Annotated in this window: 7 protein-coding genes and 6 pseudogenes; 7 read left to right on the plus strand and 6 right to left on the minus strand. The window is 34.1% G+C overall.

Annotated elements, in window-relative coordinates:
• Nucleotides 1-262 precede the first annotated feature (262 nt).
• Nucleotides 263-1,786 (minus strand): annotated as a pseudogene (radD, locus tag AC01GB_RS02340) (DNA repair helicase RadD); the annotation flags it as partial.
• 270 nt (nt 1,787-2,056) lie between these two features.
• Between radD and rsuA the strand changes: the two are divergent.
• The 4 genes and pseudogenes from rsuA to AC01GB_RS02360 form a co-directional block, all read left to right on the plus strand.
• Nucleotides 2,057-2,743: pseudogene (gene rsuA / locus AC01GB_RS02345) on the plus strand (16S rRNA pseudouridine(516) synthase RsuA); the annotation flags it as partial.
• A 38-nt stretch (nt 2,744-2,781) separates the two neighbouring features.
• Complete coding sequence (locus AC01GB_RS02350; RefSeq protein ID WP_474450125.1) at nt 2,782-3,969, plus strand: Bcr/CflA family multidrug efflux MFS transporter; 1,188 nt, start codon at nt 2,782-2,784, stop codon at nt 3,967-3,969.
• A gap of 456 nt (nt 3,970-4,425) precedes the next feature.
• Nucleotides 4,426-4,509, plus strand: a complete 84-nt coding sequence (locus tag AC01GB_RS02355; protein ID WP_474450307.1) for a YejG family protein — start codon at nt 4,426-4,428, stop codon at nt 4,507-4,509.
• A pseudogene (locus tag AC01GB_RS02360) lies at nt 4,496-4,783 on the plus strand (YejG family protein). Before AC01GB_RS02355 ends, AC01GB_RS02360 begins: the two are co-directional and overlap by 14 nt.
• Nucleotides 4,784-4,786: 3 nt before the next feature.
• On the opposite strand, the gene mepS reads toward AC01GB_RS02360, so the two are convergent.
• Nucleotides 4,787-5,332 (minus strand): bifunctional murein DD-endopeptidase/murein LD-carboxypeptidase, encoded by a 546-nt coding sequence (gene mepS / locus AC01GB_RS02365; RefSeq protein WP_474450127.1) that lies wholly within the window; start codon nt 5,330-5,332, stop codon nt 4,787-4,789.
• A gap of 1,027 nt (nt 5,333-6,359) precedes the next feature.
• On the opposite strand from mepS, the gene AC01GB_RS18075 reads away from it, so the two are divergent.
• Nucleotides 6,360-6,578: a hypothetical protein gene (locus AC01GB_RS18075; RefSeq protein ID WP_488656427.1), complete on the plus strand. Its 219-nt coding sequence runs from the start codon at nt 6,360-6,362 to the stop codon at nt 6,576-6,578.
• A gap of 94 nt (nt 6,579-6,672) precedes the next feature.
• Here the strand turns inward: AC01GB_RS18075 and efpL are convergent.
• The 4 genes and pseudogenes from efpL to AC01GB_RS02385 form a co-directional block, all read right to left on the minus strand.
• Nucleotides 6,673-7,246: pseudogene (gene efpL, locus AC01GB_RS02370) on the minus strand (elongation factor P-like protein EfpL).
• Between the two features lie 151 nt (nt 7,247-7,397).
• A complete protein-coding gene (gene mtr / locus AC01GB_RS02375) occupies nt 7,398-8,642 on the minus strand; it encodes a tryptophan permease (RefSeq protein ID WP_474450129.1) in 1,245 nt (414 codons plus the stop codon).
• Nucleotides 8,643-9,028: 386 nt separating this feature from the next.
• Nucleotides 9,029-9,868, minus strand: coding sequence for a deoxyribonuclease IV (nfo, locus tag AC01GB_RS02380; RefSeq protein WP_474450130.1), 840 nt, complete (start codon nt 9,866-9,868; stop codon nt 9,029-9,031).
• Nucleotides 9,869-10,004: 136 nt separating this feature from the next.
• Nucleotides 10,005-11,075: pseudogene (locus tag AC01GB_RS02385) on the minus strand (YeiH family protein).
• Between the two features lie 165 nt (nt 11,076-11,240).
• Here AC01GB_RS02385 and AC01GB_RS02390 point away from each other — a divergent pair.
• Nucleotides 11,241-12,111: pseudogene (locus AC01GB_RS02390) on the plus strand (LysR family transcriptional regulator).
• Nucleotides 12,112-12,258: 147 nt separating this feature from the next.
• Nucleotides 12,259-13,746 carry an amino acid permease gene (locus AC01GB_RS02395; RefSeq protein WP_474450132.1) on the plus strand — a complete coding sequence of 496 codons (1,488 nt, stop codon included), beginning with the start codon at nt 12,259-12,261 and terminating at the stop codon, nt 13,744-13,746.
• Nucleotides 13,747-13,872: the final 126 nt, after the last annotated feature.

The following is a 13,872-nucleotide window of genomic DNA, read 5'->3' on the forward strand; positions in this document are numbered from 1 at the left end:
TGGTCGCTTAGATTTCCATTAAGCATTATTCACCGCAAAAAAACAGTCCAATCCAACGGGCATCATATTAGCAGCGTTGGAGGAAGTTGTTAACTATTAGTTGTTGGTTGAGTGTAAGTGGTTTTTTAAAATTAGAACTCACTATAAGCCGTAAGTAATTGATTTATAGTGAGTGAAATCGCTTGTTTTTACGTGTAAATGCGTATATTAAATGAGCTATATATTTTTAATTAATTGATATGTAAGTTTTTTATTTTTATTTACCATCTTCATCATAGTAAGTGGCTTTTAACCATTCTCCTTTCTTATCATATCCGGTAGTCAGTTGCATGCCACCGCAACGAAGGATCAGGGAATTTTTCAATTTTAACGCCGCTTTTAACATATCATCCGGATCAACTAAAATTGCCTGACATTGATGATAACGTCGTGCTGCAATGTCATTTTCAGCATTGCAGTTGGGTCATTGTTTAAAACGAAAGCGAAATTCACACTGTTTTTTTTGTCCATTATGCTTTTCTTCCCAGCCTTGGTATCGACGGCCGTAATGTTCAATGATTTGACCGTCTGGATCGCTTTTCCCCCAAAATAGATTGGCAAAATGACAAAGTGGGCAAAAAACCTGAACTGCTACGTTTTGTGGATCACTTTTAGGGCTGCCAACTTCTGGCATATAAAGATCATGGGTATTTCCTGCATAATCAAGGATAATACACTGGCTTTTGTTAGGAAATAATCTTAATCCGCGACCAATTATTTGTTGATAGAGACTAACTGATTCAGTGGGACGCAAAATAGCAATCAGATCGACATGAGGAGCGTCAAAACCTGTAGTTAAGACAGAAGCATTGACTAAATAGCGAATTTTTTGCGCTTTAAAAGCATCAATAGTTTTTTCACGGACGATTGCCGTCGTTTCTGCGCATATTAATGCTGCATCATCATTAGGTAATAATGTCAAAATTTCTTTGGCATGTTCAACGGTAGCGGCGAAGATCATACAGCCCTGACAGGAATGCGCATATTCGATAATTTGCTGAATAATCAGGGGAGTGACTCTATGCTGACGTTTAATTGTCTGATCCAAATCAGCGTGATTAAAAATACCCGTTTGGCTTATCTGCAATTGACTAAAATCGTATTGAATAACCGGCATATCTAGACGTTTAGGTGGTACAAGATAATGGTTTTTTATCATATACCTTAACGGTAGTTCATAAATACAATCACGAAAAAAACAGTTATCATCACCTTTTATCATACCATGGTAGTGATACTGATATATCCAGCCTTCAGACAGACGATAAGGTGTTGCTGTTAATCCCAAAACACATAAATTAGGATTATTGTGTTGTGATTTTTGAATGATTTGTTGATATTGACCATCGTTATTTAAACTGATGCGATGACATTCATCGATAATTAACAGTGAAAAAGGAGTATTAAAATCAGCTAAATTTTTTGCCACAGATTGTACGCTAGCAAAAATAACTTTATTTTCATTTTGTTTTTTATTAAGTCCGGCGGCATAAATGTCGGCGGTTAGCCCATAGGCTTGATATTTATTATGGTTCTGTTCAACTAATTCTTTTACATGGGCTAATCGGGCTAATCGGGCTAATCGGGCTAATCGGGCTAATCGGGCTAATCGGGCTAATTCAGCAATAACCAGACTTTTTCCTGCGCCAGTAGGTAACACAATAACCGCAGGTTGTTTATGGCGTCGAAAATAGTTTATCGCTGCATTAACGGCCTCTTGTTGATATGGTCTTAGCGTAACTATCATGATTATTAACTTGAATATTAAAAATAAATAACAAATAGAGTGGCAATTTTTGTTAATTTATATTGAAGTAATCTATATTAAAAATAAAATCTACTGTAGCAAGCTATATCTTCTCTAACAAGTTGTTGGTATAATTGATGCCTTATAGTTATTTGCGTTATTTATTATCTGGATTGTTTTAAAAGCAATTATTGTAATCATCCAATGATTTAGCATAATAATACATATGCATTCTAACCCTTTCATATACATTTAAAAATCATGATGTGACTTGATAAGTTTTTATCTCAACAACTAACAATTAGCCGTGGCTTGGTTATGCGAGAATTACGGGCAGGAAAAGTTATGGTTAATAATGAAGTAATAAAAACCGGCTCTCATCAAATTACGCCTGAAATGGTAGTTAGTTATGAAGATATAGTATTACAACATATTATTGGCCCACGTTATTTTATGTTTAATAAACCGCAAGGTTATGTTTGTTCGACGGCAGATAATGTTAACCCAACAATTTTATCTTTTATTGATGAGCCAGCTATAACAAAGTTACATATTGCCGGCAGATTAGACATAGATACAACCAGCTTAGTAATTATAACTGATGATGGTAAATGGACACATAAAATTATCTCGCCAAAGCATCATTGTGAGAAAACTTATCTTGTCACATTGACACAACCGATTTCGACTGATGTAGCTGATAAGTTTTTAGCAGGTATATGGCTTAAAGGTGAAAAATCACCCACAAAGCCGGCCAAAATAGCGATAGTTTCATCAATGCAGGTGCGTTTGACAATTAGCGCAGGCCGGTATCACCAAGTCAAAAGAATGTTTGCCGCGGTGGGTAATTACGTTTGTGCGCTGCACCGTGAGAGTATTGGTGGTATTTATCTTGATCCAGCATTAGGGGCTGGTGAATATCGTTCTTTAACGAAAGAAAAAATAAAAACTATTTAAATTATATTTTTACTTGCTCGATTTGGGAGTATGTTAGTATGCAACGTCAGGGTTCCTCTTATTTCAGCCTAATTCTGATTTTAGGCCTTATATCCATGTTGATGCCATTAGCCATTGACATGTATTTGCCTAGTCTGCCATCGATTGCAAAAAGTTTTAATGTTGATACCGGCCAAGTTCAGATGACCTTAAATAGTTATATTTTGGGCTTTGCAATAGGTCAACTGTTTTATGGCCCGATGGCTGATAGTATAGGGCGTAAGCCAGTAATATTAGGCGGCGTAATTATTTTTGCGATTACTTCAGCAATTTGTGCTTTAGCCAATAATATTGAGCAATTTATTTTTGTTCGTTTTTTAGAAGGATTATCGGCAGCGGCAGCAAGTGTTGTCATCACTGCTTTGATGAGAGATATATTTAGTAGTGATGAATTTTCACGAAGCATGTCTTTTGTTTTTCTAGTTATGACGATCGCGCCATTATTAGCACCGATCTTAGGTGGGATGGCAATGATTTGGTTTTCCTGGCATGCCATTTTTTGGATTATTTCCATAGCTGCAATCATAGGGGCGTTATTAGTTACTTTTTTTATTCAAGAAACGTTGCCTAAGGAAAAAAGACAAAAATTTCATTTACGTAATACGATAAAACAACTTTTTACCTTGTTTCGTGCTAGACAAGTCTTCTGTTATATTCTTGCTAGTGGATTTTCCTTTGCTGGGTTGTTTTCATTTTTAAATACCGGGCCGTTTGTCTATATTGAATTAAATGGGGTTTCGCCACAGCATTTTGGCTATTATTTTGGTTTAAATATTGTTTTTTTATTTTTACTGACCACGCTTAATGGCCGTTATGTACGCCATTTTGGCGCATTAAAAATGTTACATATGGGCTTAACATTGCAATTCATTATGGGAATGTGGCTGATCCTCAGTACTATATTGGACTTAGGTTTTATTCCTATGGTATTCGGTGTTGCTGTTTATGTTGGTAGTATTGCTATGATCTCTTCTAATGCTATGTCTGTCATTTTAGATAATTATCCACATATTGCGGGTACAGTTTCATCTTTAGTTGGCACAATACGTTTTGGTATCGGTGCATTTTTTGGTTATTTGCTTTCTTGTTTTAAAACAACCACAGTGTGGCCGATGGTAGGATTTATGGGGTTATGTGTTTGTCTTGCAATGGGGTTTGTGTTGTTGGCTAATTACAGTAAAGACTAATGTGATTAGGATTTTAATAAAGTAATAAATTTCATTAGTGTTGTATCGTTATTTAAATACTTTATTAATATGAACTCAATGTAATTTCTTATCTTTTACTTCGATAACAATCACAATTTAGATAGGCTCAATTCATGAGCCAATCAATTTATTAATTATTTCATTTTTATCTTTCATTACTGCTTATTTTAGCTAATTATCTGATATATGGCTTTTTTATAAAGAATTAAATGAAATAATACAGTTTTACTATTGAAAGATAATATGCTTTGTTGATTTTTAACAGATTTTATTTTGTTTAGGATAAGTTTTTATATTAGAATAACAATAATTTATAATATTTATATGATGTAAAATACCAGAGCAAGTATAAAATAGCTTGATAAGTTAGTATGTTAAGTTATTTTTTTACTTAAATAGAAAAATAATATAATTAATTATAATATAGGGTTTTTAGTGGGTAATTTAAAGTTATCTGTCATTCATCGTTTTCCACAAAATTATCGATGGTTAACAGGGCATACAGGTGAAAAAAATTGAGGTAATGCCTGATAATATATCCAGCTCCGAGTCTAATATATTAATTGGCTTTAAGGTGCTTTGCTATGATATTAGCGATAATTTGGCGGTATTAAAGTATTTAAGTTCAGCTTTAGATGAAATACAAATTGCTAATGATTTGCTTGAATGGTAGGGTCAAGTTTGCCTTTTTATTCGTTATGAAGATGAAAGTTTAGCGATTTGTTATTTTAAAACAGTGGGTGTTGCTATTGCGAAATCAATAACGCTACCATCTCGTTATTATTCTCATTAAATATTAATACGTATCAATGATTCGACGAGCTACATAATAACGTTTACTCCAGTAATCATCATTTATTGCAGAAACTGTTACACCGCTACTTGTTGAGGCATGGACAAATTTATCATTACCAATATAAATACCGACATGCCGATTAGTTGGGCCGGTTCTAAAAAAAACCAAATCGCCAGGGCGTAAATTTTGTTGCCTGACCCAGTGGCCGGTATATTGTTGTTCATCTGTTGAGCGAGGTAAATCAACACCAAACTGCTCACTAAACATACGTTGAGTAAAGGCTGAACAGTCAATACCTTTCTTTGTTGTACCACCAAAACGGTAAGCGACTCCTCTCCAGTTTGCATACTGCTCTAATATTTTTGTTTTAATTTCCACATTGCGTACTAATTGTTCAAACTCGGCTTGTGATACCTGATAAAGTGAGTTAGATTGTGTTTTATATAGCGGTGAGTTTGGTGAATTACAAGCGGATAGTAATAAAGTAATGATTAGTGTTGGAGTAGGCTTCATACAGTATCTCAGTAACGGTTGAAGTTTAACCATTATTGATTTATCCCTTGTTATCTTTATGTGGGTATTCGGTATAATGTAAATTTGACGATATTTTATTTTGTTAGCTAAAGGTTAAAATATCATCACTATTGTTCGTTATATAAATGTATATGATTGAGTACCTATTTCAAATATATTGATATGTTAAACATAAACAAGTTTATACAAGGAAATAAAAAATGGCGAGTTTTCTTGTATTAATTTACAAAAAATAAAAATTTTTTGATTAAATAACTAGTGTCGATGTAAATAAGCTTATTGAATAAAAGGTTTAATATTTTAGCTAAATATACTATTTAAAAAATCAGTATATTGATGATTAGCAATTAAAATTAGCTAATTAATAGAAAATTAAGCTAAATTTGTTAGTAATATTTTGTTGATTTATTATTTTTTTGTTAAATTTTAATAAAATTTAGTCTGTTTTTCAGTACCAGAAAATTATTCAATTTTGTATAAATATAGAAATTGTTATTTTAAAAATTTTCTCTAATACGTTGTTTTTACTTTACTAAATTATTTTTGACTTTATCAGTTAGATATTTGTGATATTTATTATAATAAAGTTATATTAAACAAATAGTCGTGATGACGAGAGAGCCATAAATTTAAATAGCGGTTAAATTAAAATGATTAATAAAGAACAAAATATTTTAATAAAGATGAGTAATCAGTTGTTATATTTAAAACGATAAAATAGACAATTTGATATTACATAGAAGCTATCTTATGTGGAATTTTGCGGTTAGCCATATTTCATGATTCAACAAGATATTGAGTTATAGTAGTAAATGTTATTTTAATAAATCATTAGCAATTTCTCAGTAATTTTTTAATAAAAATATTTAATAGTAATTTTATTTATTGACCAGGATTAAACTTTTTATGATTTTATATAAAAAATATGGCAATGCCCAGCCTAAGATACCCTATTATTTAAATAAAAATTTTTTTTATATCTCTACTGATATTAACTTTATCATCTCAAGTTTATAGTGAATCAGATACTGGCGGTGTAATTCATTTTTATGGCGCTATTACTGTACCTGCCTGTCAAAATATTGTAAATGATATTATGCTAGAAACGAATTGTTGGGATAATGCTGGAAACATGGCAACCCAGAAGATAAGTATGGATTTATTAACTAATCAGCGACAAAAATCACTAATTAAATATGGTAAAACCCGTTTTTTGTGGCTTAATAAAAACAAAAAAACAGGGTATGTTGGAAATTAGCTATGATTGATTTTATTTTTAAGTTAGTCACTTTTATTTTTTTAATATAACTGCTCTCTAAGTAAGAGCAGCTATCGTTTAATTTTTGTCGATTTTAGTCACAACGGCCCATATAATGGCGTTCTGCAATGTGAATGCGAATTTTTTCGCCGATGGATAAGTATTCTGGAACTTGTATTATTAGCCCGGTTGCCATCATAGCTGGCTTTGTTCTTGCATTGGCTGATGCTCCTTTGAGACTTGGTGCTGTCTCTACAATTACCATATCGACAGTTTGTGGAAGTTCTAACGCGATAGCCTGGTTATTCATTACTAAAACTTGCAGTCCAGGTGTTCCTGAAGTAGTAAAGAATAAAAGCTCTTCTTCTATATTTGTTTTATTGAAACTATAGGGAGTAAAATCTTCATTATCCATGAATACATATTCATCAGCCTCAACATAAGAAAAACTTACTGCCCGATGAGTTAAATGGATTGTTTCTAGATTGTCATCACCCTTAAAACGCTCTTCAACTTTTTGTCCGGTTTTAATATCAGTAAAACGCATTTTGTAGAGTGTGCTAGCACCTCGTGCACTTGGTGTCTGAATATCAATATTTTTTTACTAATAGTAACTTACCATTTAAGCTTACCGCATAGCCTCGTTTTATTTCATTCGTTCTAGCCATATGAGTTCCTTTCATTAAGTAATTATAATCCCAATTTTATAATAAAATTACCGGCAATTAGAATACAAAGTGATGCTTACTAAGAATTTGCCTCATGACAACTATTAGCACGAAGTATGAGGCGTTGAAATTAATCTTGGCAATCGAAGCGCTACTTATAAACAGGCAAAATACTGAATAGCGCTAATATATGGATAACGGCGTTAATCAAACCAAAAAATATAACAAAATAAATTAATAGATTACCGCCAGGTGCATGATAAACTGCATGGGGAAATTTTTTTCGGCTCGCTTTAGCCATCATTGCCGGCACAATTACTGCCCATATAGTTGCCGCTAGACCAGCAAAACCAATAGCATGAATAAAACCATCAGGGTAGTATAAAGCTAAAAGGGTAGGAGGAATGAAGGTTATCAAAGCGGATTTTAAACGGCCTAGATTATTATCTTTGAATTTAAAAAAATCGTCAATGAAATCAAACAGCCCAAGTGTCACACCTAAAAATGAACTTGCAAGAGCCATATAAGAAAACAGATTTAAACACTGTTTTATAATATTGTTATTAGTGCTGTGATCCATTTGTTTTAATAGCGAGTCAATATTACCACCTTCAGTAATGATTTGTTTAAAGGCAGTGCGCGGTATATTACTTTGAATGGCATATTGCCATAAGATATAAATGACTAAAGCAATAAAAGTGCCATATAACAAACTAAGAACAACCGCTTTAATTTCCTTATGATAATATTTCACTAAGCCGGGCACATTACCATGATAGCCAAAAGAGGTTAGTAAATAAGGTAGAACAATAAATGCATAAGGTAAATAATTTGTATCCAGACTATTTTTGTTGAATAAGATGGTGGATGAAGCACTATTAAACATGCCACTGACAGACATGATAAAAGTAATAACCATTCCGACAATCAAAATTGTACTTAGACGATCAACCGCTTTAGTCGATAGCCAAACAACAAAAGCGATCAATGAGCTAAATAATAAACCGGCCATAGGGTGATTTATGGGGATGATCTTATTAAGATTATGTGTGATGATCAATCCACCGGCTGAAATATAAGCATAAGTTAAGATATAAAGAACAAATGCAATTGAAATGCTATTTAGGAAATTCCAGCGTGTGCCAAGTAAATCTTTAACCATGGTATGAAAGCTTGCACCAGAAGGATAATTCATGTTGGCTTCTAAAATCATTAAACCAGAAGAAAACATACATACCCAAGTATAAACTAATAAAATGATTGAACCGATAAACCAGACGCCAGAAGTGACAATAGGGATGGAGAACATACCGGCACCGACGGCAGTGCCAGCGATGATCATAGCACCACCAAATATGGAAGGGCGTTTAATATTTTGTATTACTTCGTTAGCCATTACTATAACTGCCTCTTTTATTATTGATTTTGTGTACTAGCTTGATGATACATTAGGTATGATATTTAAGTAAATTAATATTTTGCCAGTTAGTTAAAATTGGTTTTAACCCTAGTGTTCGGATGCTGTATTTGATCGAGGGTTGATTTTGATAAATTAATAAAAAGGTTTCTGCTAATTTATTGATCTAATTTTGTTTTCAGCTTTATAAATAATTGCCTAGTGAGATGATGATTAAACAGACAATAATGCAATATTGATCTATTTTTTTACATCATAAAATCACAATAATAGTTATACACTACGGCTATTTACCAATAAAAAATAGCCGTACTAGATTAATTTTCATCTATTATTGTAAGAACGATACATTTGCTGAAGATTGGTTATTGTTGCGACTTTAACCAGGCGATTTCTTGAGGCCAGAGCTCAGGATTTATGGTTTCTAGGATCAAAGGTATATTATCGAAGCGGTTATCTTTCATAATATAGCTGAAAGCTGTGTAACCGATATTACCTTCTCCTAGGCTTTGGTGGCGATCAACGTGGCTGGCAAATTGGCTTTTGGCATCATTTAAATGCATTGCTCGTAGGTATTGAAAACCGACAATTTTATTAAATTGGGCAAAAGTATTATAGCAAGCTTCTTTTGTTCGTAAGTCGTAACCTGCAGCAAAAGCATGACAAGTATCCAAACAAACACCAACTCGCTGTTTATCTTCAATATCTTCAATTATCGCTGCCAGATGCTCAAATTTAAATCCTAAATTAGAGCCTTGACCGGCAGTATTTTCAATCACGGCAATAACATTTTTAGTTTGCGCTAAAGTAATATTGATTGACTCAGCAATACGGGCGAGGCATATATCAACGCTAATTTTATTCAGATGACTACCTGGGTGAAAATTGAGCAAATTAATACCTAATTGCTCACAGCGTTGCATTTCATCCAGAAAAGCGGCACGTGATTTTTTCAGTGCTTCAGTTTCAGGATGGCCTAAATTAATAAGGTAGCTGTCGTGTGGCAGAATTTGCTGTTGGTCAAAACCATATTTTTCACAATTTAGTCTGAATTGTTCAACTGTTTCCGGTTTTAGTGGCGGAGCTTGCCATTGACGCTGATTTTTTGTGAAAAGAGCAAAGGCTGTGGCATTGATTTCGTGGGCACGAAGTACGACTTGATCAACACCGCCAGCAGCGCTGAGGTGGGCTCCAACAAATTTCATTTTTTTCTCCTAATTTTATTTTAATTATGACACTATTGGCTTAAAAAATGAAATGCATAGGCTTAAGTCATTTAGGCATGAATAATGTCTGTTTGTTAACGACAGGGGAGATAAAAAAACAAAATTTTATCGGATTTTATTGAAAAATAGATTGCATCGATGAATTTATAAATAACCCATCGATAGTTAGCCAGCCAAAAAGACACAAAGCCATCACCAGTGGTTTGATCCCGGCTTGTCGAATTGCACTTATATGTGTAGTTAATCCAAGTGCAGCCATCGCCATAGATAATAGAATAGTATCAAGGGTAATAATGGATTGAACTAAAATTTGTGGCAATAAATGAAAAGAGTTTATGTATGCAATGATAATAAAAATTATTGCAAATCAAGGGATCACAATAGTGGGCTTTGATTGCGATAAATTGCTAGTTATCATTTTGCGATTTAGATAACCCGATAATATCAATAAAAATGGTGCTAACATCATAATGCGGATCATTTTACTGATCACCGCACTGTTTTCTGCCTCAGGGCTGATCGCATGGCCAACAGCAACCACTTGAGCAACTTCATGAACGCTCGAGCCAACAAAAATACCAAACTGAGCCGGATCAAGTGAAAACCAGTGATGTATTTGATTTAGATGATAAAACCACGGATAGAGAAAAATAGCCAAGGTACCAAAAATAACGACGGTTGCTACCGCAATGGCAACTTTATCTGCCGATGTTTTGATGACAGACTCTGTTGCTAAAACCGCAGCTGCTCCGCAAATGCTACTACCGGCTCCAATCAAAATGGTGGTTTGACTATCCAACTTCAAAAAATATTTGCCCAGTAACAGCGTAATCAAGAATGTAGAAGTTAGCATAATTAAATTGGTCATAATACCAATCGTGCCTACATCCATAATTTGTTGAAATGTCAAACGAAAACCGTACAAAATAATCCCGGTTCTTAATAAATAATGTTTAGCGAATCTGATCCCTTCATCACAAACGGGTTTTACGGCAAAATAAACGGTGTTTCCAATCACAATGCCCAATAAAATCGCCAAGCTTAGAGCACTTAGTCCAATATTGGCAAACCATTCGTTATTACCAAGATAAATGGCAATAGTAGTTACAAAACCCGTTAATAATAAGCCAGGGATAAATTTAAAATTTTTATGCTTAATAGGTGTTGCCATAACTGTTTTAACCATAGGTTTATGCAATATGCATTATCTCATTCTGTTATAAGCATATATCATTAGTATCTATCTTTAAAATAGATTATTTTTTCATTATCTATTAATAAAAGTGGCCGATTAATAGTTGGCTAGATTATTATGATAGCTTGATTGATGTGATTAATTAATAAAGTGAGCATTGTTAGGCGAATAACCCTTAGACAACTTGAAGTTTTTATTGAAATTTTACAATGTGGCTCAACAACACAGGCTGCTCAATCATTGTCATTATCCCAATCAGCTGTAAGTGCTGCTTTAACAGATTTGGAGTCCCAACTTGAGGTGCAGTTATTTGATAGAGTTGGTAAACGTTTAGTTACTAATGAATATGGTCGGCTATTATATCCAAAAGTATTCTCGTTACTTGAACAGGCGGCAGAAGTTGAACAGATTTCAAAAAAAGGCTTAGGAGCCGTAAAATTGGCAGCAAGTACGACAATTGGTAACTATATGTTGCCAGGCAAATTGGTACATTATCGTCATGATAATCCGACTATTCCTTTTGAATTATTAATAAATAATACTGCGGAAGTGATTAAAGCGGTACAAGAATTCAGGGTTGACTTAGGATTAATTGAAGGTAGCTGTTATGAATCAGAATTGATCACTATACCATGGAAAAAAGAATCAGATGGTGGTATTTTGTGCGCCAAATAACCCACTTGCAGGCCGTCAATTAAAGCAACATGAGCTAGAAAATGTGGGCTGGATTTTGCGTGAAAGCGGTTGAGGAACCCGCAATATTGTTGATCAACTGTTATTGAGTAAACTAACTCAGTGCAATATTTTAATTGAATTTAATAATTCTGAAGCCATTAAGTATGCTGTTATGAATAGCATGGGAATAAGTTGTTTATCTTCACTCACAATTGAAGAGCAATTAAAAAATGGCTTATTGGTTGCGTTAAATATCGATAAACTCGAACTTTCACGTACATTATATTTAATTCATCATCAAAATAAGCATTTATCTAAGTCGTTGTTACTTTTGTTAGAATATTGTCAGTAAAGTTTTAATATCAAGAATCCTGCGCAACACTAATAATTTTTAGTCAATTATGAAGGTATCTTATAACTGAGAATAGATGCTTATTTATAGTAACACTGTCTGTTACAATCACTGACGTTAAGATCCACGTTGAATAAAAGGTCATTAATGTCAGAACAATCAACACATACATCACAGGGCGTTACAAAAAAATTGCGTCGAGAACTAAAAGCACGTCATTTGACGATGATAGCTATTGGCGGCTCTATTGGTACCGGATTATTTGTTGCTTCCGGCGCAACGGTAGCACAAGCCGGGCCAGGTGGTGCTTTATTCTCTTATATTATTATTGGTTTAATGGTTTATTTTTTGATGACCAGTTTAGGAGAGCTTGCGGCTTATTTACCGGTTTCTGGCTCGTTTTCTACTTATGGTTCTCGATACGTTGATGAAGGCTTTGGTTTCGCTCTTGGCTGGAATTATTGGTATAACTGGGCGGTCACTATCGCTGTTGACTTAGCTGCTGCGCAATTAGTGATGGGATACTGGTTTCCTGAGATTGATGGCTGGATTTGGAGTGCGATTTTTCTGTTTATCATTTTTATACTTAATTATATTTCTGTCAAAGGATTTGGCGAGGCAGAGTATTGGTTTTCTTTAATTAAAGTCATTACCGTCATTATTTTTATTGTGGTTGGCGTATTAATGATTATTAGCATTTTTCGTGGAGCAGAAAATGCTGGCTGGCATAACTGGCAGATTGGTGAAGCGCCTTTTGTGGGAGGCTTTTCGGCAATGATTGGGGTTGCTATGATCGTCGGTTTTTCTTTTCAGGGTACGGAATTAATTGGTATTGCTGCTGGGGAATCTAAAGATCCAGGTAAAAATATTCCTAAAGCGGTGCGCCAAGTATTTTGGCGGATTTTGTTATTCTATGTTTTTGCTATATTGGTGATCAGTTTAATTATCCCATATACGGATCCACGCTTGCTGCTTAATGAGGTGGTTGATATTAGTGTTAGTCCTTTTACCTTGGTTTTTGAAAACGCCGGATTGCTATCTGCGGCTGCCGTCATGAATGCGGTTATTTTAACGGCAGTATTATCCGCTGGTAATTCAGGGATGTATGCTTCTACCCGAATGCTATTTACCTTGGCTAAAGAAGGAAAAGCACCAAAAATCTTTTCACGCTTATCACCGGGTGGGGTTCCTCGCTATGCCTTGATTGCAACTACCGTTGTGGCAGCACTCTGTTTTTTAAGTTCAATGTTTGGCAACCAGGTTGTTTACTTATGGTTACTGAATACTTCAGGTATGACCGGATTTATTGCCTGGTTAGGGATTGCTATTAGCCATTATCGTTTTCGTAAAGGTTATATGTTGCAAGGCTATGATTTAAATAAATTACCCTATCGCTCAGGCTTTTTTCCTATTGGCCCTATTTTTGCTTTTGTTCTCTGTTTAGTCATTACATTAGGCCAAAATTATCAGGCATTTTTAGCAGACAAGATTGACTGGTATGGTGTTATTGCCACCTATATTGGTATCCCTTTATTCCTGGTCATATGGTTTGGTTATAAACTCGTCAAGAAAACCCATTTTGTTCATTATCGGCAGATGGATTTTCCTGAATATGATGAAAATCTAAACAAATAATTGTCAAAAATCCTATCAATTTTCTATCCAGGCACACGCATTTTATGGGTGTGCCGAGCGTTATTTTTTTACCTAGGTCAAAGAATAAATAAAAAAAAGTAACGTTAGCAATAATCGTATTGATAA

This window comes from Candidatus Arsenophonus phytopathogenicus (genome assembly GCF_056113345.1).